20 protein-coding genes are annotated in these 24,461 nt (G+C 62.0%); 8 read left to right on the top strand and 12 right to left on the bottom strand.

Features of this window, described 5'->3' with window-relative positions; all coding sequences use genetic code 11:
* Positions 1-9: 9 nt before the first annotated feature.
* The 6 genes from ccoG to hemN form a co-directional block, all read right to left on the bottom strand.
* The gene (ccoG, locus tag RE429_RS07695; protein ID WP_414473727.1) at positions 10-1,470 is read right to left on the bottom strand and encodes a cytochrome c oxidase accessory protein CcoG; all 1,461 of its coding nucleotides are present in this window, start codon (positions 1,468-1,470) and stop codon (positions 10-12) included.
* A 139-nt stretch (positions 1,471-1,609) separates the two neighbouring features.
* Positions 1,610-2,494, bottom strand: a complete 885-nt coding sequence (gene ccoP, locus RE429_RS07700) for a cytochrome-c oxidase, cbb3-type subunit III (RefSeq protein ID WP_414473728.1) — start codon at positions 2,492-2,494, stop codon at positions 1,610-1,612.
* 4 nt (positions 2,495-2,498) lie between these two features.
* Entirely contained in the window at positions 2,499-2,654 is a 156-nt protein-coding gene (locus RE429_RS07705) for a cbb3-type cytochrome c oxidase subunit 3 (RefSeq protein WP_370436822.1), read from the bottom strand.
* Between the two features lie 10 nt (positions 2,655-2,664).
* The gene (gene ccoO, locus RE429_RS07710) at positions 2,665-3,399 is read right to left on the bottom strand and encodes a cytochrome-c oxidase, cbb3-type subunit II (RefSeq protein WP_414473729.1); all 735 of its coding nucleotides are present in this window, start codon (positions 3,397-3,399) and stop codon (positions 2,665-2,667) included.
* An 11-nt stretch (positions 3,400-3,410) separates the two neighbouring features.
* Positions 3,411-5,045 carry a cytochrome-c oxidase, cbb3-type subunit I gene (ccoN, locus tag RE429_RS07715; protein WP_414473730.1) on the bottom strand — a complete coding sequence of 545 codons (1,635 nt, stop codon included), beginning with the start codon at positions 5,043-5,045 and terminating at the stop codon, positions 3,411-3,413.
* 322 nt (positions 5,046-5,367) lie between these two features.
* A complete protein-coding gene (gene hemN / locus RE429_RS07720; protein ID WP_414473731.1) occupies positions 5,368-6,711 on the bottom strand; it encodes an oxygen-independent coproporphyrinogen III oxidase in 1,344 nt (447 codons plus the stop codon).
* 204 nt (positions 6,712-6,915) lie between these two features.
* On the opposite strand from hemN, the gene RE429_RS07725 reads away from it, so the two are divergent.
* From RE429_RS07725 to RE429_RS07735, 3 genes are all read left to right on the top strand, one after another.
* Positions 6,916-7,896 carry a S1C family serine protease gene (locus tag RE429_RS07725; RefSeq protein ID WP_414473732.1) on the top strand — a complete coding sequence of 327 codons (981 nt, stop codon included), beginning with the start codon at positions 6,916-6,918 and terminating at the stop codon, positions 7,894-7,896.
* Between the two features lie 117 nt (positions 7,897-8,013).
* Positions 8,014-8,850, top strand: a complete 837-nt coding sequence (locus RE429_RS07730) for an aldo/keto reductase (protein ID WP_414473733.1) — start codon at positions 8,014-8,016, stop codon at positions 8,848-8,850.
* Positions 8,851-8,896: 46 nt separating this feature from the next.
* Complete coding sequence (locus RE429_RS07735) at positions 8,897-9,730, top strand: inositol monophosphatase family protein (protein WP_414473734.1); 834 nt, start codon at positions 8,897-8,899, stop codon at positions 9,728-9,730.
* Here the strand turns inward: RE429_RS07735 and RE429_RS07740 are convergent.
* From RE429_RS07740 to serA, 3 genes are all read right to left on the bottom strand, one after another.
* Positions 9,721-10,332, bottom strand: a complete 612-nt coding sequence (locus RE429_RS07740; protein ID WP_414473735.1) for a hypothetical protein — start codon at positions 10,330-10,332, stop codon at positions 9,721-9,723. The two genes, RE429_RS07735 and RE429_RS07740, sit on opposite strands and share 10 nt — an antisense overlap.
* Before the next feature lie 137 nt (positions 10,333-10,469).
* Complete coding sequence (locus tag RE429_RS07745; protein ID WP_414473736.1) at positions 10,470-11,003, bottom strand: hypothetical protein; 534 nt, start codon at positions 11,001-11,003, stop codon at positions 10,470-10,472.
* A gap of 65 nt (positions 11,004-11,068) precedes the next feature.
* The gene (gene serA, locus RE429_RS07750; RefSeq protein ID WP_414473737.1) at positions 11,069-12,316 is read right to left on the bottom strand and encodes a phosphoglycerate dehydrogenase; all 1,248 of its coding nucleotides are present in this window, start codon (positions 12,314-12,316) and stop codon (positions 11,069-11,071) included.
* 410 nt (positions 12,317-12,726) lie between these two features.
* Between serA and RE429_RS07755 the strand changes: the two genes are divergently transcribed.
* Positions 12,727-13,566: an endonuclease/exonuclease/phosphatase family protein gene (locus RE429_RS07755; RefSeq protein WP_414474147.1), complete on the top strand. Its 840-nt coding sequence runs from the start codon at positions 12,727-12,729 to the stop codon at positions 13,564-13,566.
* A gap of 117 nt (positions 13,567-13,683) precedes the next feature.
* Positions 13,684-14,631, top strand: a complete 948-nt coding sequence (locus tag RE429_RS07760; RefSeq protein ID WP_414473738.1) for a lysylphosphatidylglycerol synthase domain-containing protein — start codon at positions 13,684-13,686, stop codon at positions 14,629-14,631.
* On the opposite strand, the gene RE429_RS07765 is transcribed toward RE429_RS07760, so the two are convergent.
* Positions 14,632-16,128, bottom strand: coding sequence for a phospholipase D-like domain-containing protein (locus RE429_RS07765; RefSeq protein WP_414473739.1), 1,497 nt, complete (start codon positions 16,126-16,128; stop codon positions 14,632-14,634). It lies immediately after the preceding gene.
* A gap of 330 nt (positions 16,129-16,458) precedes the next feature.
* On the opposite strand from RE429_RS07765, the gene RE429_RS07770 reads away from it, so the two are divergent.
* From RE429_RS07770 to glgA, 3 genes are all read left to right on the top strand, one after another.
* Entirely contained in the window at positions 16,459-16,788 is a 330-nt protein-coding gene (locus tag RE429_RS07770) for a DUF2934 domain-containing protein (RefSeq protein WP_414473740.1), read from the top strand.
* 198 nt (positions 16,789-16,986) lie between these two features.
* Positions 16,987-18,225: a glucose-1-phosphate adenylyltransferase gene (gene glgC, locus RE429_RS07775; RefSeq protein WP_414474148.1), complete on the top strand. Its 1,239-nt coding sequence runs from the start codon at positions 16,987-16,989 to the stop codon at positions 18,223-18,225.
* Positions 18,222-19,673 (top strand): glycogen synthase GlgA, encoded by a 1,452-nt coding sequence (gene glgA / locus RE429_RS07780; RefSeq protein WP_414473741.1) that lies wholly within the window; start codon positions 18,222-18,224, stop codon positions 19,671-19,673. The genes glgC and glgA overlap by 4 nt, the downstream gene beginning before the upstream one ends.
* 159 nt (positions 19,674-19,832) lie before the next feature.
* Here glgA and glgX read toward each other — a convergent pair whose 3' ends face one another.
* A complete protein-coding gene (gene glgX, locus RE429_RS07785) occupies positions 19,833-22,040 on the bottom strand; it encodes a glycogen debranching protein GlgX (RefSeq protein ID WP_414473742.1) in 2,208 nt (735 codons plus the stop codon).
* A gap of 88 nt (positions 22,041-22,128) precedes the next feature.
* Positions 22,129-24,330 (bottom strand): 1,4-alpha-glucan branching protein GlgB, encoded by a 2,202-nt coding sequence (gene glgB / locus RE429_RS07790; RefSeq protein ID WP_414474149.1) that lies wholly within the window; start codon positions 24,328-24,330, stop codon positions 22,129-22,131.
* Positions 24,331-24,461: the final 131 nt, after the last annotated feature.

Consider the following 24,461-nt stretch of genomic DNA (forward strand, 5'->3'; position numbering starts at 1 on the left):
TTGATCCTTTTAAGGCGCCTTGAAGTAATCGCTCATCCGGGCCGTATCGCCCGTGGCGAGATCAGTTAGCGTGAAGTGGATATCGGTCGAGGGAGGAACATCCGAACCCTGCGAACTCACCAGGACACGGGCTTCCAGGGTCTGATCGGGTCCGACCTTGACGACGACCTGGCCCTGCTGGTCGATCTCTCCGCCGACGATATCGAGCTTGGCGCCGGACAGGCCGTCGATGGTGAGAGCATAGCTGCGCTCGTGGAGGTTCTTGTTGGCGACGCGAATGGTGAATCCGTTACGGATCGAACCGTCGGAGAGGTGGACGTAGAGCGGATTGCGATCATGCATGACGCTCAGATAAACCGTCCGGCGCATGGCGAGGGAGCCGATCATCGTCGCGCCGACGAGGGCAATGATGGCCGCATAGAAGATCGTGCGGGGACGGACGATGTGACGGGTCTCCGGCCGGCCCTCGATGCGGGCCTTCACGTTCATCTCGGTGTCGTAGGCGATCAGGCCGAGAGGGCGATTGATCTTCTCCATCACCGTATTGCAGGCGTCGATGCACAGGCCGCACTGAATGCAATCGAGCTGCAGGCCTTTGCGGATATCGACCCCTGTCGGGCAGACATTGACGCATTGATAGCAGTCGATGCAGTCGCCGGCCGGCAGTCCCTGAAGCCTCATGGCCTCATTCTTCTTCATCGATCCGCGCGGCTCTCCGCGGTCGTAGCGATAGGTGACGTTGAGTGCGTATTCGTCCGTCAGCGCGGCCTGAATGCGCGGCCAGGGGCACATATAGGTGCAGACCTGCTCCCGCATGAACCCGGCGAGCGTGTAGGTCGTAAAGGTGAGAATGCCGATCCAGACATAGGCGGTCATCGGGGCCTGGAACGTCGCCAGCTCACGGACCAGGGTAGGGGCGTCGGCGAAGTAGAGCACCCACGCACCGCCTGTCCACCAGGCGATCATCAGCCAGATGAAATGCTTCAGGCCCTTCTGCGCCGCCGTCCTGAGGGTGAGTTTTTCCTTGTCCTTGCGCATCCGGTCGCGGCGATCGCCCTCGATCCACCGCTCGACGGCATAGAAGAGATCCGTCCAGACCGTCTGCGGGCAAAGATAGCCGCACCAGACGCGGCCGGCGACGGCGTTCATCAGGAAAAGAACGAGGGCGGCCAGCACCAGCAGGCCCGTGAAGTAGTAGACCTCCTGCGGCCAGATCTCGATGAAGAAGAAGTAGAAGCGGCCCTGAGCCAGGTCGACCAGGATGGCCTGGTCGGGAGCATGGGGCCCCCGGTCCCAGCGGAGGAAGGGGAGCAGGTAGTAGATGCCCAGGGTGACGGCCAGGACGACCCATTTGATCGTGCGGAAGCGGCCTTTCACGGCCTGCGGGTAAATCTGCTTGCGCGGGGCGTAGAGCGGGGCGTCTTCGGGGCCTGAATTCGTAAGGGAGGGGGAAACAGGAGCGTCAGCCATCGAATCCGTCACAGGTTCTCATCAAGAGAGGACTGGATAGGGGAGACTTCGGGGTTCCGCCTTGATTTGGGTCAAGCAGGCGGCCGGAGATGGCTCTCCGGCCGCCAGTATGAATACGGATGGCGTGCTTTGCCGCGGCTTACGGATTCTGTCCCCCGCCCAGCGAGTGGACGTAGAGCGTCAGGGCCTTGATGGTCGTGTCGTCGAGGCGTCCCTGCCATGTCGGCATCACGCCGCCGCGGCCATTGTTGATCCCCTCGACGATGACCGCCTTGTCGGATCCGAACAGCCAGATCTTATCCGTGAGGTTCGGCGCGCCCATCTCCTGCATGCCTTGCCCGGTGGGGCCATGGCAGGCGGCGCAGTTGTCGGCGAAGATCTTCTCGCCAGCGGCGAGATCGGCGCCCTTGTCCGTCGGCAGGCCCGACAGGGAGCGAACGTAATCCGCCACCTGCGAGATCTCCTCGCGCTTGAGCATTCCGTCGCGGCCGAATGCAGGCATGCTGCCGGAATGGCCCTCGTCGCTGGTGGAGCGGATGCCGAACCGGATCGTCTGCTGGATCTGCTCCAGCGAGCCGCCCCACAGCCAGTCGTCGTCGTTCAGGTTCGGATAGCCCTTGGCGCCGCCGCCGCCGGCCCCATGGCAGGGCGCGCAATTGTCGCCGAAGGCTGCCTTGCCCTGAGCGCGGGCGAAGGCGAACATCTCGGGATCCTGCTTGATCTCATCAAGAGAGCTGGCCGCGAGCTTCGCCGTCATGCCCGAGCGCAGATCCTTGAGAGCCGCCAGTTCGACCTCCACGGCTTCTCGGGACTGCCACCCGAGAACGCCTTTGGTATAGGAGGACACGAGCGGCCAGGCCGGATAGGCGATGCAATACGCGATCGCCCAGACGATGGTGAAATAGAAGGTCCACAGCCACCAGCGCGGCAGCGGATGATTGAGCTCCTCGATATCGTCCCAGCTGTGCCCGGTCGTGGTCATGCCCGAGACGGCGTCGACCTTTTCGTGAATGTCATGGGCCATGGGATCAATCCTCCTGGAGAGGCATGCGGGCGGCCGCGTCGAAACGCTCCTTCCGCGAGGGGGCGAGGGCGTAGACCAGGACCACCAGGAAGACGCCTACGAAGTAGAGCAATCCCCAGGTCTGGGCGAATTCGGCGAAGAATTTGTATGCGGCTGGCATGGCATTGTCCTCAGCGCACGTTGGCCTTGTTGTCGTAGAGCTTGAAGTCGACCTGCGTGCCGAGCATCTGCAGATAGGCGATCAGGGCATCCGCCTCGGTCACCTTCTGCGGGTTGCCGTCGAAACTGCGCGACTGAGCATTCGGGTAGCGCTTGGCAAGATCCTCGGCGTTCGGGTCGTCGGCATTGGCCTGGATGCGAACGTCGCTTTCCGCCTTCTTCAGCATCTCCTCGGTATAGGGCACGCCGAGCATGGCCTGGACCTTCATGTCCTCGGCGATGGAAGACACGTCGAGCTCGTTCTTCTCGAGCCAGGGATAGCCCGGCATGATCGAACCGGGAACGACCGCGCGGGGATCCTTGAGGTGGTCGCGGTGCCAGTCGTCGGAGTACTTGTTGCCGACGCGGGCGAGGTCCGGGCCCGTGCGCTTGGAACCCCATTGGAACGGGCGATCGTACATGCTCTCGGCGGCGAGGGAGTAGTGGCCGTAGCGTTCCACCTCGTCGCGCATCGGACGGATCATCTGGCTGTGGCAGTTGTAGCAGCCTTCACGCACGTAGATGTTGCGGCCTGCCAGCTCGAGAGGCGTGTAGGGACGCACGCCGTCCACCTTCTCGATGGTGCTCTTGAGATAGAAGAGCGGCACGATTTCCACGAGGCCGCCGATCGAGATGACGAACAGCACGCCGATGACAAGGATGATCGAGTTGGTCTCGAAGATCTTATGACGGGACCAGAATGACATGATCGGTTCCTTTACTCCGCTGCAACGAGGGCGGGCTGCGCGGGAAGAGCTTCTTCCTCGACGGCTTCGGCTGTGGTGATCGTCTTCCAGACGTTCCAAGCCATGATCAGGCTTCCGGCAACGAAGAGAGCGCCGCCGAGTGCACGGATGACATAGAAGGGGTGCATCGCCTCCACGGTTTCGATGAACGAGTATTCAAGGAAGCCGAGATTGGTATAGGCGCGCCACATGAGGCCCTGCAGGATGCCGGCGACCCACATGGACGAAATGTACAGGACGATGCCGAGGGTCGAGATCCAGAAGTGCCAGGAGACGGCTTTGATCGAATAGAGCCCCTTCTTGTTCCACAGCCACGGAACGAGGCAGTAGACCGCCCCGAAGGAGATATAGGCGACCCAGCCGAGAGCGCCGGCATGAACGTGGCCGATGGTCCAGTCGGTATAATGCGACAGGGAGTTCACGGCCTTCACGGACATCAGCGGACCTTCGAAGGTGGCCATGCCGTAGAAGGCGACGGACACGACCATGAGGCGCAGCACGGGATCCGTGCGGAGCTTGTCCCAGGCGCCCGAGAGGGTCATGAGGCCGTTGATCATGCCGCCCCAGGAGGGCATCCACAACATGATCGAGAAGACCATGCCCAGCGTCTGCGCCCAATCGGGCAGGGCCGTGTAGTGGAGGTGATGCGGGCCGGCCCAGATATAGATGAAGATCAGGGACCAGAAGTGAATGATCGAAAGGCGGTAGGAATAGACCGGACGCTCGGCCCGCTTCGGGATGAAGTAGTACATGATGGCGAGGAAGCCGGCCGTGAGGAAGAACCCGACGGCGTTATGGCCGTACCACCACTGGACGAGCGCATCCTGGACGCCGGACCATACGATGTAGCTCTTCGGCGAGAAGATCGAGACGGGGATCGCGGCGTTGTTGCCCAGGTGCAGGACCGCGATCGTCAGGATGAAAGCGAAATAGAACCAGTTCGCCACATAGATATGGGGCTCTTTGCGGCGCATGACGGTGACGAGGAAGACGAGGAAGTACGTCACCCACACGATCGTCAGGAAAAGATCCGCGTACCATTCCGGCTCGGCATATTCCTTGCTCTGCGTGATGCCGAGCAGATAGCCGGTTCCGGCGATGACGATGAAGAAGTTGTAGCCGAGAACGACGAACCAGGGCGCGATGTCACCCGCCAGGCGGGCCCGGCAGGTCCGCTGCACCACATAGAACGAGCTGGCGATCAGCACGTTTCCGCCGAAGGCGAAGATCACCGCGGAGGTGTGCAGGGGGCGCATGCGTCCGAAGGAGAGCCAGGCCGTGTCGAAGTTGAGAGCCGGAAAGGCCAGCTGAAGGGCGATGAGAAGCCCGATGGTGAAACCCGCGATGCCCCAGAAGACGGAAGCGAGCGTCGCAAATTTCACCGGGCCCATGTTGTAGTTGGGCTTGCCGTTGATCGTCAGCGCCGGAAGAGCGGCGGGCCGCTCGTAGTAGCGGTTGACGATCGCGAAGACAGCCGCGACGCTCGCGGCCGCGAAGAGATACGCATGGAATGCATATTCGGGCGTGTAGGCCTTCGCCGCGATGATGATGCTGAGAAAAGCCAAGGCGGCGAGTGCAAGAGAAGATCCTGCCTCGCCGATTGTCATTCCTTTGGAAGTTGTTGCCGTTTGAGCCATAGGTCTCGACCGTTCTAAAGTTTGGCGAGGCCCTGGGCATCGCCATCAGTTTTCCTCACTAGGTGGGGGAGTGGAAAGGGGCATTGATGCAAATCAATCGGACGCTCGTGCCCCGCAGAGGCTCGTCGAAAGGACGAGAGCATCGGACGTGGCATCGAACCCGCATCCGATGCCGTAAGCCTCTGTTTGCGAGCATCTTTTCATGCAAAACCGGTGCCCACTTTTGCGTCCGATGCTCTCGGAGGGAGCATCTTTTCACGCAAAACCGGTTCCCACTTTTGCGTCCGATGCTCTAGACAGCGCGCGAATGGCGGGCGCTCCCTCTTTCGAGATATTGGTCGAAGGCCGCGCAGACGTTTCTGACCAGCAGACGGCTGTCCTCGGGAACGTCGATGGAAAGACCGTCGCGCCTGACGAGCCCATCGCGGGCCATTTCGTCGATCGCGAGGAGTTCGGCTGCAAAATCATGCTTTCCGGCCTCGGGGGCGATCTCGGCGAGATCGACGGAGAAATCGCACATCAGCCGCTCGATGATTCTTCGGCGCAGGCGATCGTCCTCCGTCAGGGCCAGGCCCCGCACGGTGGCAAGACGGCCTTTCGTGACGGCCTCCCGATAGGCGACGGTGCTCGGAGCGTTCTGGACATAGCCCTGCGGCAGCGAGCCGATGGCGGAGGTTCCGAAGCCGATGAGGGCCGTGGCCTCGTCCGTGGTGTAGCCCTGGAAGTTCCGGTGCAGGCGCCCTTCGCGCTGGCGCATGACGAGCGGATCCTCGGGCTTCGCGAAATGGTCGATGCCGATTGGGACGTAACCCGCCTTCAGGAGGGCGGAGGCCGCCGCCGTGCTCTGCTCGACACGCTGAAGGGCATCCGGCATGGCGTCTTCCGGCAGGAGTGCCTGATGGCGCTTCATCCACGGAACGTGGGCATAGCCGAACAGGGCAATGCGGTCCGGATCGAGCCGGAGGGACTGCTCGATCGTGCGCAGGACGCTCTCGGTCGTTTGATAGGGAAGTCCATACATGAGGTCCAGGTTGAGGCCGGTGACTCCCGCCCGGCGCAGCCAGGCGGCAACCCGCGCCGTTTCATCGAATGATTGGATCCGGTTGATGGTCTTCTGGACCTTGGGATCGAAATCCTGCACTCCGAGGCTCGCCCGGTTGAGCCCGGACTGCGCGAGCGCCTCCACATGGTCGACAGTGATGGTGCGAGGGTCGATCTCGACGGCGATCTCCGCGGTCGCAAGGATCCCGAACGAGCGTTCCAGGAGGCTCATGATGCGCCGGAGATCGGCTCCCGACAGGATCGTCGGGGTGCCGCCGCCCCAATGGATATGCGCGACGTCCATCCGGTTCGGCAGAGACTTGGCCACGAGCTCGATCTCTCGCGCCAGGAGGTCCACATAGGAGGCGACCGGGCTGTAGCTGCGGGCAACCGTGGTGTGGCATCCGCAGTAAAGGCACAGTTCCGCGCAGAACGGGACGTGCAGATAGAGGGAAAGAGCGGTCTTCGGCGCCAGTTCCGAGAGCCAGTGCGCATAGGTCGCCTGGTCCACTTCAGGCTTGAAGTGGGGAGCGGTGGGATAGCTCGTATAACGCGGAACGCGCTGGTCGTAGCGGGCGATGAGTTCTGGAGTCATGCCGGCTCTTTGCTCCGTCCGGGCGCCGGAAGCCTTGATTTAGGTCAAGCCGATGCCCGCTCCCGCCGCGTCAATCGGGGGCTTACGGGTTGAACGACGGGGATGATCCGCCATCTTCATTCTAAGGATGTCCCCAATTCTAGGGATGGTCCTTCGAGATCTCCTTCTCCGGGGGCTCCGGAGGCGGGTGCAAGGAGTTTGTCGATGCAATCACCTGAGGAGTGGCAGATCCCGCCTGAATTCCAACCTGATCCGGATGCGCTCGCCTACGACCTGCAGGAGGCACTGAAGTCCATCGTTGCGCTCCGGGCCCGGGTCCCGAGCGATGCCTTCACGGCTGAAACCCTCGGGATCGACCGGGCCGGCCAAGGCGTGGTCATCCGGGCGGACGGACTCATCGTCACGATCGGGTACCTGATCGCCGAAGCGGAAGAGGTCTGGCTCACCACGAATACGGGGCATACGGTCGAGGCCCATGTGATCGCCTATGATTACGACAGCGGCTTCGGCCTCGTACAGGCGCTCGAACCGCTCGGGCTGCCGGCCCTGCCTCTCGGGGATTCGCGGCGCATATCGCCTGGCGATCGGGTCGTCATGGGAGGAAGCGGCGGCCGCACGCATTCCTTGGCCGCCCAGGTCGTCGCCTGTCAGGAATTCGCCGGCTATTGGGAATATCTCATCGACAATGCGATCTTCACCGTGCCGGCCCATCCCAATTGGGGAGGCACGGCACTGATCGGACCGCGGGGGGACCTGGTGGGCATCGGGTCGCTTCAGCTCCAGCACCAAGCCCAGGGCGGCGCCATCGTTCCCTTAAACATGAGCGTGCCCGTCGATCTCCTGAAGCCGATTCTGGACGACCTTCTGACCCTCGGCCGGGTCGGCGCTCCTCCCAAGCCATGGCTGGGCTTCTATGCGTCGGAGACGGAAGAGGACCAGGTTTCGATCATCGGCCTTGCGGGCGATGCCCCGGCGCAGCGCGCAGGGTTGAAGGCCGGGGATCATGTGAGGGCCGTCGCCGGAAGCGATATATCGTCTCTGTCGGAGTTCTATCGGGCGATCTGGTCCCTCGGCTCCGCCGGGGTGGATGTGCCGCTGACATTGGAACGCGAGGGCGATACCTTCGACGTGACGATCAGATCCGCCGATCGAAGCCGCTTCATGAAGACGCCGCGCCTCCAATAGAGCATCGACCCGGGGAGGTGGGTACCGGTTTCACGTCGATGCTGTCGTCCGCAATCCCGCGTTCCTCGCTCCTCTGAAAGGACAAGCCATGGTCACCCCTTGCCGCGCAGGTCCGTTATGAACCGGGAGGTTGTGCTGCCGTCGGGCGAAACGGTTCCTGCTCTCGGGCAGGGAACATGGCAAATGGCGGAGACGGCCGGCCGTCGCGCTCAGGAGATCGAGGCCCTGCGTCTGGGCGTCGAACTGGGCATGAGCCTGATCGATACCGCGGAGATGTACGGCGAGGGCGCTTCGGAGACGCTTATCGCGGAAGCCCTGGGCCCGGAGCGCGATCGGCTGTTCCTCGTGAGCAAGGTCTACCCGCATCATGCGAGCCGTACAGGCGTCATCGAGGCATGCGAGCGGAGCTTGAGGCGGCTCAAGACGGACCGGCTCGATCTTTATCTTCTGCACTGGCGCGGAGGGGTGCCCCTGGAGGAGACGGTAGCCGGATTCGAGGAATTGCGCCACGCCGGCAAGATCCGCCATTGGGGCGTCAGCAATTTCGACACCGACGACATGGAAGAGCTGTTCGATGTCGAAGGCGGCGCGAACTGCGCAACCAACCAGGTCCTCTACAACGTCACGCGGCGCGGGCCGGAATATGATCTGATCCCGTGGATGGAGAAGCACCGGATGCCGCTGATGGCCTACAGTCCCATCGAACAGGGACGTCTGCCGAAAGCAGGTCTTCTTCAGGAGATCGGACGCAGGTACGACGCCAGCAGTTATCAGATCGCCCTGGCCTGGCTTCTTCGGAAACCCGACATCGTCGCCATTCCCAAAGCCTCGAGTCCCGCGCATGTGAGGGACAACCGGCGCGCGCTCGATATCCGGCTCAGCCGCGACGAGCTGGAGGCCATCGATGCGCGGTTTCCGCCACCCAGGCGCAAGCGCCCGCTTGAGATGATCTGACATTTGCCGTTATTTGGCATGACCGAACAGGCATGTGTTGAGTCCGATGTTATTTTCCAGAGCCGATGCCCTTACCGTTGCGGAGATTCTTCGGAACGCCGCGCAAACCGAGATCCTGCCGAGGTTCAAAAACCTGTCCGCCGGTGGAATTCGCACCAAGACCTCTCAGCTCGACCTTGTGACGGATGCCGACGAGGCGGCGGAGCGCGCCATCGAAAAAGAGCTTCTGCGGGCCTTTCCGAAGGCCGTCGTGATCGGTGAGGAGGGCGTCAGCCGGGACCCGGCTCTTCTCGACGGTTTGGGGGAGGCCGATCTTGCCTTCATTCTCGACCCCGTCGACGGCACCCTGAATTTCGCATCCGGCCTGCCGCTGTTCGGTGTCATGGCCTCGGCCGTGATGAAGGGCGAAGTCGTCGGCGGTGTCATTCTCGATCCGATCTCGGACGATTGGGCCATCGCCGTTCGCGGCGAGGGGGCTTGGCTGCAACGCTCGGACGGCGCGACGCACGCTCTCACCGTCGCCCCGCCTGTCCCATTGCCGCAGATGGCAGGCAATGTGTCCTGGCGGTATCTGCCCGAGGCGTTGCGCCCGATCGTGACCGGCAATCTGCCGCGCATCGCCATGGCGGCCGACTTGCGATGCGCCGCGCACACCTATCGCCTGCTCGCCGGCGGCCATCTGCATTTCTCCTTCTCGTCGAGCATCATGCCCTGGGACCATGCCGCAGGCTGGCTGATCCATCGTGAAGCCGGCGGCTACACGGCCCATTTCGATGGCTCGCCCTACCGGCCCACCCATCGCGGAGGCGGTCTGATCAGTGCTCCCGACAAGGAAAGCTGGCAGGCTTTGCGGGACGCTCTTCTGCCGGCTCAGTTGTAAGAGCGCGGTCCGGCGGGATCGACGATGGCATCGATCTCGGCGATCCTGGCACTGCGCTTCTTGCACTGCCGATCCAGATGCCAGGAGCGGCCGACGCTCAGCCCGAGTGCGGGCAGAGACCAGAAAAAATCGATCGCATTCAGCACGATGAGGAAGAGGGCCGCGATCGAGACAAGCCATATCTCGATTCGCCCGAAGCCGAGGGTGTACTCGTTTTTCAGGACGAGCTGCTGGCGCTCGAGAAGCAAATCGACATGAGCGGACCTCAGGTTCTTTCGTGTCGAGGATCTCGCTTCCTGGCTCAACGCCTGAAGTGTTTTATGGAGCAGGGTCAATTGGGGCAGGCGGTCGTCGGAGCTGCCGGCCGGCTGGACGATGGAGAACGCGCTGAAGAGACGATTGTAGAGCGCCTGAACGGCAGGAGGAGGGGAATTGTCCTGCTCCGAGCTTATGTGAGGCGCTTGAAGGTGGTCGGTGATGTGCCTGCGGATCTGCGCTGCCGTGCCATCGGCCCTGGAGGAGGTCTCGCCCTGTTTGAAGGAGATTGCAACATGGTCCGCAATCAGGCTCTCAACCGCTATGAAAGTCTTCTCCGCCGGCATGAATCGCTCCCCCCTCACTGAAGGCGGCGTCAGCGGTTTTGATCGTGGCTGCGCCGACCGACGATGGCCTTTCGATCATGAATCCTTAAGGTTAATGGACCCTTAAGGGAGGGCGTTCGGTCCGGGGCAAGTAATGTTTATGCGTCGGGCTCGGCGTCCGGATGTCCCGGAACCATTTTGGCCAAGTTCTGCAGGAAGGTGACAGCCTCTTTAGGGCGTCCTTCCTGCTCGGCGATCTTGCCGATGTTCTGGAGAAGGGTGGCGATCTCGCTTGCCTTCGCGACCCGTCCCACGGCCAGAACGTGGAAGAAAGCCGAGAAGGCGACCATGATGGCCTGATTGTGCTCCTCCAGTCTTTTGCTCTGCTCTTTCAGAGCTTTGATGTCTTTCTCCTGCGATGAAACGATATCCACGAGGGTCAGCATCTGTTCGGCTAAAGTATCGACGGAAGCGCTCATATCGGTCGGGATGTCCTGCTCTTCAGGAGGGGCGGGCGTGAACGCGTCTCCGGTCACGTCATGACCTTCTCGCGGCCGGGGCGGCGCTTGCAAGGCGTCGAGCGCATCGTCCGAATCCTCAACCCTCACAGCCGGGAGACGTGCAGCATCCGCGATGCGTGATGCCGTCTGCTGCAGGAGACTGCGAAGGCGTTCCTGAACGCGTGCGATCATTCGGCAATCCAAGCACGGCTGCGCGCTTTAGGAAAGTGCGATGTCACCACCCTGCGCTTGTCCGCTCAGCCCAGCGCATAGAGCAGGCGCGCCCGGATCGTGCCTTCGAGGGCTCGGATCTCCTTCAGCATCTCACGGCTATGCTCGGGCTGACCCTCGACCTCGATGACGACATAACCGATCTCGCCGTCAGTCTGCAGATGCTGGGCCGTAATATTGAAGCCACGCTGGGAAAATGCCTGGTTGAGGCGTCCGAGGATGCCGGGCACGTTACGATGCACGTGAATATAGCGCGTTCCCGTGGCACGCGACGACAATTGCGCCTGCGGGAAATTCACCGCGCCTATGGTCGAGCCGACATCCGAATAATCGACCAGCTTCCGGGCCACTTCCGTGCCGATGCGCTCCTGCGCTTCCTCCGTCGAGCCGCCGATGTGAGGCGTAAGGATAACGTTGTCGAGGCCCTGAAGCGGTGTCGCGAAGCGCTCCTTGTTCGAGGCCGGCTCGATGGGGAAAACGTCCACGGCCGCGCCGCGCAAATGCCCGCTCTTCAGCGCTTGTGCGAGGGCATCGAGATCGACGACGGTGCCGCGGCTGTTGTTGATGAGATAGGCCCCGTTCTTCATCGCGGCCAATTCCGCGGCGCCGATCATGCCATGCGTGGCGGGTGTCTCGGGGACATGCAGGCTCACCACATCGCTCTGGCCCAGCAGGTCGTACAGGTTGTCCGCCGGTTCGGTGTTGCCGTGCCGGAGCTTGTCGGTGTGATCGTAGAAGATCACCCGCATTCCCATCGACTCGGCGAGATAGGACAGCTGCGAGCCGATATTGCCGTAGCCCACGATGCCGAGCGTCTTGCCGCGGACCTCGTGACTGTCGATCGCCGACTTCTCCCAGCCGCCGGCATGGGCTGCCGCGGATTTCGGGAGGACGCGCCGAAACAGCATGACGATTTCGCCGATCACGAGCTCGGCGACGCTGCGGGTGTTGGAGAAGGGAGCGTTGAAGACGGGAATCCCCGCGTGACGGGCTGCGTCGAGATCGACCTGGTTCGTGCCGACACTGAAGCAGCCGACGGCGATGAGCCGATTGGCGGCAGCGAAGACGTTCGGTGTCAGCTGGGTCCGGGAGCGGATTCCGAGAATATGCACGCCCTGGAGCGCTTCGATCAGCTGCTGCTCGTCAAGCGCTGTCTTGAGATGGGTCAGGTTGGTATAGCCTGCAGCCCTGATCAGCTCGACGGCGCTGTCGTTGACCCCTTCGAGCAGGAGCACGCGAATCTTGTCTTTCTGAAGGGAGAATTGCTCGCTCATGTCGGCTCCAATCACCTGTCACGCTCTGCCCATGGTTCTCCCGGAACGCCTGAAAAGTCCCCTTAATAGTCCTCCTGGGCGCTTCGGCTGCGAACTGAACATCCGTCGGAACGGTCAGTGCCCCAGCCGGGGCCATCTTTGCAAGAGGGCAGGCTCCCCCGAGGAGGCAATTTCATACCTCCTATGCGTTACGGCCCCCTCTGGGAATGGGAGTATCTTGAATCGATCCGGTTGCTCGGGCGACCGGCCAGAAAGGCGGGAGCCGGTGCCGGATGTACGCACGGCTCCCGTTCTTTTGTTTCAGGGCACCCCGGCGATCCGCGATTTGCGCGAGCCTGTCTCCCGGACGTCTCATCAGCGGCGGCAATGTATGGAACCGAGGCGGGAAACTCCGCGTCATTCCCGTGCGGATGCGGCCAAGGCTGCCGTTCCGCAGTTTCGCCTTTGCCGGTAACTACTCTCATAGAGGGGGCGCGGTGCCGCGGATCCTGACCTACAATGTCCACCGTTGTCTTGGAACTGACGGGCGACTTTCTCCAGGGCGGATCGCCGATGTGATCGCCGCATACGAGCCGGATGTGGTGGCTTTGCAGGAGCTCGATGTCAGGCGAGCGCGCACCGGCGGCGTCGATCAGGCGCATGCGATCGCACAGGCTCTCGGGATGCAGATGCACTTCCATGCCAGCCTTCGGGTTCTGGAAGAGGAATACGGCAATGCGATTTTGACGCATCGGCCCTTGCATGTGATCAAGGCGGGCCCGCTTCCGGCCGGATCCGGCCGCCTGGCGCGGGAACCGAGAGGAGCTCTCTGGACCTCGATCGATCTCGGCGGAACGGACGTGCAGGTGATCACCACGCATCTCGGTCTGCACCGTCATGAGCGTTTGGCGCAGGTCGATTGCCTTCTCGGGCCGCAATGGCTGGGGCATCCGTCCTGCCGTGAGCCTGTCATTCTGCTGGGCGATTTCAACGCAGCGCCCCGATCACGGGCTTATCGGCGATTGGCTTCCCATTTTCGCGACGCGCAGATCTCCGAGCCTCACCTGCGCGCGAAGCCGACCTTTCCGTCCCGTCTGCCGATCCTGCGGATCGACCATGCCTTCGTCACGCGCTCGATCCAGGTGGTTCGCGTCGAGTCCGTTCGATCGCCCATGGCACGGATCGCTTCCGACCACCTGCCGCTCATGGTCGAGTTCCTGGTCATGCCCGTAAAGGGCTGCAAGGTCGATATGGAGCATGTCCGGGAGTAGGCGGAATGGGAACCGGCACCCATCACGATCGCTTGTCCTCGGTCGGTCCGGCCCTCAGGCGTGACGGGCCAGATGTGACAGGCTTTTTCGCCGTCTCTTCATAAAACGGGATTATGGATGCGAAAATTCTGGAAGCCCCTTGTTGCGGTCGTCGCGGTCGGCCTCGCCGCGTTCCTGCTCTACCGCACCCTGAGCGGCTACAGCATCGATGACTTGATGAAAGCCGTTGCGGCCATTCCTGCGGGTCGCCTGGTTGCCGCAGGGGGCTTCGCCGCGGCGAGCTACATTTGCCTCAGCGGTTTCGATTACCTCGCGCTGCGCTATGTCGGGCGGCCTCTGCCTTATCGTAAGGCGGCCTGGGCCTCGTTTACCAGCTTGTCGCTCGGTCACAATATCGGTTTCGCATTCCTCAGCAGCGGGGCGGTGCGATACCGGTTCTATCGGCGCTGGGGCCTGAGCGCCGAGCAAGTCGCGAAGCTCATTGTCTTTTGCGGTACGACGGTCGGGGTCGGCCTCATGGCGTTGGGCGGCACGGCATTGCTGTTGCGCCCTCGGCTCGCGGTCGAGATGACGAATCTCTCCATGCCCCTCGTCATCATTCTTGGCGTGGTCTGTCTGGCTTTGCCCGGGCTTTACCTCGTGCTTTCGGCATTCGTTCGCAAACCCCTCAGGGTATGGCGCTGGTCGTTCGAGCTGCCGCGGCTGCGCTTGGCTTTCTGGCAGGTCATCCTCGGCTCCGTCAATTTCGCCTGCGTCGCCGCCTGTCTCTACCAAGCTCTCGCCGCAGTGACGGATGTCTCCTACATGGGCGTGGCGTCCGCTTATGTGATCGCGAATACCGCTACCCTCATCAGCCATGTGCCGGGAGGACTTGGCGTCATCGAAAGCGTCGTCATGTATCTTCTGCCCGGACAGAATCTCATCGGATCGCTCCTGGTCTTCAGATTCGTTTACTTTCTGATTCCGCTCGTCTTGGGCGTCATTGTTCTGCTGGTGACGGAACTTGTCTTTCGCCGGAAGAAGCGAGCCCGCGCTGCGCTCGCGGATGCCCCTGCCGGCGCATGATCAGTCCCTCGATCGCTTCATGAACCAGAATGGTTCGAAGGGCTCGAGAGGATCGAGAAGGTGAGTGCCCATGGCAGGTTCGACCGGTCCCTCGTCGAACATCGCGTCGAACGGATGCAGGCGTCGGTCGCTGACGTTCAAGTGCTCGATGGCGGCGATCATCGACCCTCTCTTCTCGCAGATCATCTTCACCAAGGTATCGACGTCCGTATCCAGGTGCTCCGCGAGAAGACGGTTGCGCAGGCCGTCGATGATGCCGCGCATCTCGTCGTTTGTGGCTTCGATGGCGAGATCGCATTCCGTGTCGAGGCCGATAGAGCGGTTGTTCAGGTTGGATGAGCCGATGCGGAGAAAGCGATCGTCCACGACGATCAGTTTGGAGTGGATCAGGACCTGGCAGAATCCGTCTCCGGCGGGAACGATGGGGTAGTAGGCGCGGAGCCGATCATACCGGTCGGCCTGGCGCAGGCGGCGGATGAGGCGGTCCCGGTTCGTCCCCATGACCTTTTTCTCCGCCCAGCCATGGGATTCATGGGTTTGGATCACCACGATCTCGGGGCCGTTCGGATCGGCAAGATGGCGCTCCAGAACATCGCCGATGCAGGGCGCCGTCATATACTGCGCTTCGATGTAGATGGATTTTCTGGCGGCCGAGAGCGCATCGAGATTGAGTGCCGCGGCTTCCTGAACGGCGGATTCCTGGCCCCAGGCCGGGTAGGTGCGCGCGATGGCGACCGGCGCGTTGGCGAAGTCGGGGGCAAGATCGGAAGGCCAGGGATCCATGTCCGGCCGGGGGAGAGGCTGGACTTCCTCGCCGGTCGCGATCTTCCAGCGCGCATAGGCGAGTTCGGCGATCGAATGCGCGGCAGGGCCGGTAACGGCCATCTGGACGTCATGAACAGGATCGTAGATCGTGCCGTCGTCCCGCAAGCGATAGGGCGTATCGCAGGCATGATCCTTCGTATCCCAACGCCGCACGGTCAGATCCATCCCTCCGACGAAGGCCAGACTGTCGTCGATACAGACGATCTTCTGATGATGAGCGGCGTATAAGGGGTGGTGCCTGTCGAGACGCAGGTGAAGGCGGGGGTGGTTCTGCCATTCGGCGCCGAAGATCAGCGGCCCCGGCGCCCCGGGCGCGTGCACGACGGCCACGCTCCAGACCAGAATACGGACGTCGAGGTCCGGCCTCTCTTCCACAAGGGAGCGCAGCAGGTTCCCCAGAGGTGGCGACTCCGCAGGATCGACGTGGGGCCGAAGGCGAATGCTGCCGTCGAAATCCCAGCCGATGATCATAATGGAATGTTGCGCCTTGCGGAGAGCTGTCTCCAGACGGGTAAAATATTCCTCCCCGTCGACGAGAGCGGCGGCCTTGTCCGCATGCACTCTGCGCCAGCAATTCCTGCCCGGCCGCAGGATCGGGCGTGGGACTGCGCGCGTCGTCTCGGCTCTCCGGTTCCATCCGGTCAGTTCGCTGGTTTCATCAAGAAAGTTCACGTTGCTCATCGTCATGAGGACCGCATCGCCAACTCGATTGCCAAGCCATAGTTCCAACTCATGAGATATTTTGCCTAGCTTGCTTCGAACCCGGTCGTCGTACGCCTAAAAATAATCTTCCGATCGGGCTGAAAACCTCAAGCTTGCCCATATCGAGCCGTTGCCATTCGCCAAGAGCGCCTAATAACTTATGCAGCTTGCAGATGGTGATTGCCGCCTCGCGGATGAAGATCGTTCACCGCGTGTCGAGGCGCATCAGGGTGAAGGCGAAAGGTGGTTATGAACAGTCAGCTAGAACAGAGGATCCGGGAACGGGCATACGAACTCTGGATGCAGCATGGGAGTCTGCCGAACCGGGCCGATGAGTACTGGTACCAGGCCGAAGAGGAGATCCTCCGGCACCAGGAGGACAGAGGGCAAGGACGCGATGAACCCACGACCGTCGGCGATGAGGAGGCAGCCGTCGAGACCAGCCCTGCGCCGCTTGGAATGACCAGTCAAACTCTGGACGAAGTCTTGAGCGCTCCGGCCGCCCCCAAAGCCCGCAAGCGGAGAAGCACGGCTGCCGCAACGGCCGATGCCGCCGCGAACATCAACGGGGCGACCGGCGAGACCGTCGCTGCGCCGAAGCGGAAGCGCCCCAGAAAAACGACCCCATAGACGGGAAGCGCTCAGGCCTTCGCCCGGTTCGGAGGGAAGGCCCGAGGGGCAGGCGCCCGTCGCAGGTTTCCGGAACAGGCGAGAGAACTGCCGGCCGGGTTTGAGAGTCTACAGAGCAGAGCGGGCATCCGCGGTTGATGTGAGGACTTTATCGTGCCTAGCCCAAGCGTTTCTTCTGCACCTCTCGCCCGCCACGCCATGGCTTATATCCTTGCGGGAGGGCGCGGTTCCAGACTTATGGAATTGACCGACATTCGCGCAAAGCCCGCCGTCTACTTCGGCGGCAATACGCGGATCATCGATTTCGCCCTCTCCAATGCGCTGAACTCCGGCATCCGCCGCATCGGCGTCGCAACGCAATACAAGGCGCACAGCCTCATCCGCCATCTGCAGAGAGGCTGGAACTTCTTTCGTTCCGAGCGCAATGAGAGCTTCGACATCCTCCCGGCGAGCCAGCGCGTTTCCGAAACCATGTGGTACGAGGGCACGGCGGATGCGGTGTATCAGAATATCGACATCATCGCGAGCATCGATCCGGAATACATCATCATTCTGGCGGGTGATCACATCTACAAGATGGATTACGAGATCATGCTTCGCCAGCATGTGGATTCCGGCGCGGACGTGACGGTCGGCTGCCTCGAAATTCCCCGCATGGAAGCAACGGGCTTCGGTGTGATGGGCGTCGACGAGACGGACCGCATCGTCTCGTTTCTGGAGAAGCCGGCAGACCCGCCCGGCATCCCGGGCAAGCCCGACATGGCTCTCGCCAGTATGGGGATCTATGTGTTCAACACGCGCTTTCTCTTCGACCAGCTGAAGCGCGATGCCTCGACACCCGGCTCGAGCCGCGATTTCGGGAAGGACCTTATTCCCTACCTCGTCCAGCATGGCAAAGCGGTCGCGCACCGCTTCACCCAGTCCTGCGTCCGGTCAGGTGCTGAAGCCGGAGGGAGCGACGCGCCCGCCTACTGGCGCGATGTCGGAACGGTCGATGCCTATTGGGAAGCCAATATCGACTTGACTGCCATTGTCCCGACGCTCGATCTCTATGACCGCAATTGGCCGATCTCGACATTCTCCGAAACCTGGCCTCCCGGCAAGTTCGTCCATGATGAGAACGGGCGGCGCGGACACGCCATCAACTCTCTCGTGTCGAGCGGATGCATCGTGTCCGGCGCGTCCTTGCGCCAATCGCTCGTATTCACCGCCGTTCACCTTCATTCCTATGCGCATGTCGAGGGTGCGGTGATCCTGCCTTATGTGGATGTCGGCCGGAGGGCGCGGCTCAAGAACGTCATCATCGACCGCGGCGTGCGTATTCCGGAGGGTCTGGTCGTGGGTGAGGACCCGCAGGAGGATGCGCGCCGGTTCCGCCGGACGGACCGCGGGATTTGCCTGATCACGAAGCCGATGATCGACAGGCTCTCTGGATGAAGGCACTGAACGTCCTGTCCGTCACATCGGAACTGTTTCCGATCATCAAGACCGGAGGTCTGGCCGATGTGGCCGGCGCTCTTCCCTTCGCCCTGAAGAAGGAAGGAGTGCGCGTCGTTTCGCTCCTCCCAGGCTATCCCGCGGTCATGAGAGCCCTGGAGCATGTCGAGGTCATTCGAGACTATCCGGATCTCGCGAGAGGACCGGCACGGCTTATTTCTGCAACGGCATGCCGCATGGAGCTTTTCGTTCTCGACGCCCCGCATCTCTATGCGCGTCCGGGCTCTCCGTACCTGACCCCGGAAGGGCGGGATTGGCCCGACAACGCACCGCGCTTCGCCGCGCTCGGACGCGTCGCCGCCGATATCGGGCAGGGGGCAGTGCCCGGGTTCGTCCCCGATATCGTTCATGCCCATGACTGGCAGGCAGGCCTTGCGCCGGCATTTCTGCATTACGGCGACGGACCCCGGCCGGGTACCGTCATCACGGTTCACAACATCGCCTTCCAGGGCATCTTTCCCGCGGACCTTCTCTATGAGCTCGGCCTGCCGCCCCATGCATTCACGGTGGATGGGGTCGAGTATTTCGGTCAGATCGGCTTCCTCAAGGCAGGTCTGCGGCTGGCCGACCGGATCACGACCGTGTCGCCGACCTATGCGAAGGAGATACAGACGCCGGAAAGCGGGATGGGCCTGGACGGCCTCCTGCGATCACGCTCGAAGGACATATTCGGGATCCTGAACGGGATCGACGAAAGCGTCTGGAATCCTTCATCCGACAGATCCTTGGCCGCGACCTTCACGGCTGACGCAATGGAACGACGCACCGCGAACAAGCAGGCGCTTCAGAAACGGCTTGGGCTGGATCCTGATCCCGATGCGCTGCTCTTCGGCGTCGTGAGCCGATTGTTCGAGCAAAAGGGATTCGATCTTGTTCTCGCGGCCTTGCCGACGCTTCTCGCGGACGGAGCGCAGCTCGCACTTCTCGGAGCGGGAGACACGACGCTCGAGGAGAGCTTTCGGGCTGCCGCCATCGTCTATCCGGGACAGGTCGGGTGCTTTTTTGGCTATGACGAGGAGCTTGCGCACCTCATTCAAGGGGGAAGCGATGCTCTTCTCGTTCCGTCGCGTTTCGAGCCCTGCGGCCTGACGCAGCTCTGCGCGATGCACTATGGCAGCGTTCCCATCGTCTCTCGCGTCGGCGGCCTCGCCGATACGGTGATCGATGCGAACGAGATGGCGCTCGCATCCGGAGTCGCAACGGGCTTTCAGTTCTCGCCCGTCAATCTGACCGGCCTCGTGGATTCGATCAATCGCGCCAAGGCGCTCTGGCCGGATCGGAAATCCTGGCGGACATTGCAGCTGAACGGCATGGCGGCAGAGGTCGGGTGGGGCAGACCCGCGCGACACTATGCCGAAGTCTACCGTTCATGCCTTTCAACGGCCTGATCCGATACCTGTGAGCGCATCGTGTGAAAAGTGGCCCCGGTCTTTCGTCCGATGCGCTGGAGCAAATTGCATTCCGACGGGATCAGAATGCTTGCTCTCTCTCTTTGATGAAGCAGCGTTCTTCGCGAAGAACCGGTTCCCACTTCTTCGCGCGCTGCACTAGGTGGCTCGCTTTTTCTCCGGTTTAGGCTGCTCTTCGGGGCGGAGCTGGAACAGAAGAAGCGAGCGTCCCGTCACGGTATATTCCTTGCCGAACCTGAACGGTGTCGGAAAGGACAGCTCGGGCTTGTTCGTGTCGACAAGGCAGATCCAGCCCGTGCCCCCCGTGACAGGCGGCAGCCTGCACTTCACGACGTCATGATGGGCATTGACGATCAGCAGCAGGGTCACGTCCGTGCCGCGCCTGCGGATGCCTGTCGGCTGGGCGCGACCGTCGAGCAGGATGCTCATGCAGCGGGCATGCGGATCCTGCCAGTGCTCGGGAGTCATTTCATCGCCCGCAGGCGTGAGCCAGCTGATGTCCTTGACGTCGAGCTCCTCGTTGTAGACGCCGGAAAGAAAGCGGCCGCGCCGTAAGAGGGGCAGATTCTGCCGGAGCTGGATCAGCTTGCGCGTGAACTCGAAAAGCTCGGCCCCGTCCTCATCGACGCCCTCCCAATCGATCCAGGAGATATCGTTGTCCTGGGCGTAGGCGTTGTTGTTGCCCTGCTGCGTTCGGCCGAACTCGTCGCCCGCCAGCAGCATGGGTGTGCCCTGGGAGAAGAACAGCGTCGCGAGGATGTTGCGTTTCTGGCGGTTTCGCAAAGAGCGGATCTCGGGATCCTGCGTCTCGCCCTCGGCGCCATGATTCCAGGACAGGTTGTGATCATGCCCGTCCATGTTGTCCTCGCCGTTCGCCTCATTGTGCTTGTCGTTGTACGAGACGAGGTCATGAAGCGTAAAACCGTCATGGGCAGTGACGAAGTTCACCGACGCCCATGGTTTCCGGCCACGCTTGTTGAAGAGATCGGCCGAGGCGGTGAGGCGGGAGGCGAGTTCCGGCAACTGCCCATCCTCGCCCTTCCAGTAGGCGCGAACCGTATCGCGATAGCGATCGTTCCACTCGGCCCAACCGGGAGAGAAGCGACCGACCTGGTAGCCGCCGGGGCCGCAATCCCAAGGCTCGGCAATCAGCTTGACCCGGCTGAGAACCGGGTCCTGCCGCACGGCGTCGAGAAAGCGACCATCCTCTTCGAAGCCATGGGGTTCGCGGGCGAGGATGGTGGCGAGATCGAAGCGGAACCCATCGACCCGGACTTCCTGAGCCCAATACCGGAGGCTGTCCGTCACCATCTGGAGGACGCGGGAATGGCTGAGATTGACGGTGTTCCCCGTGCCCGTGTCGTTGATGTAGTATCGCTTGTCCGGGGCAAGCCGATAATAGGAGGCGTTGTCGATTCCCTTGAACGAAAGGGTCGGGCCCAGCTCGTTTCCCTCTGCCGTGTGGTTGTACACGACATCGAGTATCACCTCTATTCCGGCATCGTGGAAATGGCTGACCATCTCCTTCACTTCGTTCACAAATGGAGTTGCCAGATAGCGCGGCTGCGGGGCAAAAAACCCGATGGTGTTATAGCCCCAGTAATTGCGCAGCCCTTTCTCGATCAGGTAACTGTCATCCACGAAGGCGTGAACGGGCAGGAGCTCGATTGCGGTGACACCGAGGCTTCTGATGTAGTTGATGACTTCGTGGTGCATCAGCCCGGCGAATGTGCCGCGGATGTCTTTCGGGATCGCCGGATGCTTCATGGTGAAGCCGCGTAGGTGCGCTTCATAGATGATCGTGCGTTCCCAAGGGGTTTGAGGCCGGCGTTCATTGCCCCAGCTATAGGCCGATTCGATGACGCGGCACTTGGGCATGAAGGGAGCGCTGTCGCGTTCGTCGAAGGAGAGGTCGGCGTCGGGGGAGCCGACCGTGTATCCGAACAGCGCCGGATCCCATTTCAGGTCGCCGAACATCTGTTTGGCATAAGGGTCGAGCAAAAGCTTATTGTGGTTGAAGCGGTGCCCGGCTTCAGGCTCGTAGGGACCGTAGACGCGGTATCCGTAAGTGGTGCCGGGGCGTGCATCCGGAAGATAGCCGTGCCAGACTTCGTCGGTGTACTCGGGAAGCTCGATCCTTTCGATTTCCCGCCTTCCGCTCGCGTCGAAAAGGCAGAGCTCGACTTTGGTCGCGTTGGCGGAGAAGAGCGCGAAGTTGACGCCGAGCCCGTCCCAAGTGGCGCCCAGAGGATAAGGCAGGCCTTCCCGAAGTCGGGATGTGCGCCGCACGGATGGCGCGACGATTTCGGTTGAGGCAGGTTGGTGGACGTCGACTTTGTCGTTCATCGGAAGGCTCTGGGAAGAAAAGCAGATCGGTTTATGCCTTCAACGCGCGAAGAGGCCGGAAGTCCCGTCGAAGCTCGACAATAACGGCTCAAGCCCGGGAGGGCTCCCACACGAAGATCAGAGTGGCGAGCGGCGGAATGGTCAGGCAGAGGGAACAGGGCCGTCCATGGCTGGGCGCATCCTGGGCCGATACTCCACCGAGATTGCCGATATTGCCGCCGCCATAGACGGCGGCGTCCGTATTCACGGCCTCTCGGTAAAAACCCGGGACCGGAACGCCGATGCGATATCCCTCCCGGGGAACGGGCGTGAAGTTCGAGACGACGACGGCAATCGAATCCTCGTGGTCGCCGCGGCGCAGCCAAGCGATGACGCTGTTGTCCCGGTCGTCGGACACGATCCATTCGAAGCCCTTCCATTCGCAGTCGCGCTCATGCAGGGCCGGTATCGTACGATAGGCGTGATTGAGGTCGCGGATGAGAGTTTGAACGCCCTTGTGGGCGGGGTCGTTCAACAGATGCCAGTCGAGGCTGCTGTCGTGGTCCCATTCCCGCTCCTGTGCGAATTCGCCGCCCATGAACAGGAGCTTCTTGCCAGGATGCCCCCACATGAACCCGAAATAGGCACGGAGATTGGCAAAACGCTGCCATTGATCGCCCGGCATTTTGCGAATGAGGGAGCCCTTGCCGTGAACGACCTCGTCATGGCTGAGCGGCAGGATGAAGTTTTCCGAGAACGCGTAGAGAAGACCGAAGGTGAGGTCGTGATGGTGATGGCGGCGGAAGACCGGATCCTTGCCGATGTAACGCAAGGTGTCGTGCATCCATCCCATGTTCCATTTGAACCCGAAGCCCAGGCCACCGGCATAGGTCGGCTGCGACACCCCCGGCCATGCGGTCGATTCCTCCGCGATCGTGATGGCGCCCGGCGAGGAAGCATAGGCGACTTCGTTCATGCGACGCAGGAAATCGATGGCGCCCAGATTCTCGTTGCCGCCGTAGCGGTTGGGAATCCACTCGTCGGGTTTGCGGGAATAGTCGAGATAGAGCATCGAGGCCACCGCATCGACACGCAGACCGTCGAGATGGTATTGCTCGAGCCAGAAGCGGGCATTCGCCACCAGGAAGGCAGAAACCTCCTGTCGCTCGTAATTGTAGATGTAGGTCCCCCAATCCTGATGAAAGCCGAGGCGGGGATCCGCATGCTCGTAGAGATGAGTGCCGTCGAAATAGCTCAGGCCGTGCGGGTCGTTCGGAAAATGCGCCGGGACCCAGTCCAGGATGATGCCGATCCCGGCCTCGTGAGCGGCTCCGACGAATGCCGCGAAATCTTCCGGCGTCCCGAAGCGGCTGGTCGGGGCATAGAGGGAGATCGGCTGATAGCCCCATGAGCCGTCGAACGGGTACTCGGTGATCGGCAGAAGCTCGATATGGGTGAAGCCCAGATCCTTCACATAGGGAATGAGCCGGACTGCAAGCTCGCGGTAGGTGAGATAGCGATTGTCCTCCTCCGGCACGCGCGCCCAGGAGGCGAGGTGGCATTCATAGATCGCCATGGGGGACTTGCGGTGGTTTTTCGCCGCGCGGGACTTCATCCAGTCTCCGTCCCGCCATGCGAACGCCATCTCTCCCTTCAGAACCGAAGCGGTCGCGGGAGGGTTCTCGGCCGTAAAGGCGACCGGGTCCGCCTTGAGCGCCAAGAGATTGCCGTGCAGGCCCACGATCTCGAATTTGTAGCGCTGACCTGCAGCGACATCCGGGATGAAGAGCTCCCACACGCCTCCCTCGTGACGCCGCCGCATGGGATGACGCCGTCCATCCCATGCGTTGAAGTCGCCGACGATGCTCACGCGGCGCGCGTTCGGCGCCCAGACGGCGAAGAGAAAACCCTGGATGCCGCCGAGGTCCAGATGATGCGCGCCGAGCTTCGTGTAGACCGCATCGCTGCCGGGGTGGCGAAGCGCGGCAAGATCCTCGTGAGACAGGAAGGTCCCGAAGCTGTATGGATCGTGCCTCACCTGCGCATGATCCTGCCGCTCGATCCGCAGGCGGTAGTTTGGCCGTTCGGATGCTTTCAACGTGCCGACGTAAAGCCCCTCCGGCTGCCTTTTCTCCATAGGGGCAAGAAGGGTTTCGCCGTCAGGGCCGACAAGAGCCGCATTGTCGGCATCGGGAGCGATGACGCGGATCTCCCACGTGCCGGGGGAGACCTCGTGAGGTCCGAGCACGGAAAAGGGATCGCCCGAGTTGATGATGTCGGCAATGGTTCGCGATTCGTCCGGGCTCTCCATGATGCTGTGCGATCCACCCCTGCGATGAGCCATTTCGGCATTCCCTCGGCTATCCTGCGCAGCCATGGGCATGCCTGCCCGATGGCCTTCTTGCTTCGTGAGAGACACCATTATGGAGCGGGCGCATCGGG

Source organism: Microvirga sp. M2 (assembly GCF_047497095.1).
Taxonomy (GTDB): Bacteria; Pseudomonadota; Alphaproteobacteria; order Rhizobiales; family Beijerinckiaceae; genus Microvirga.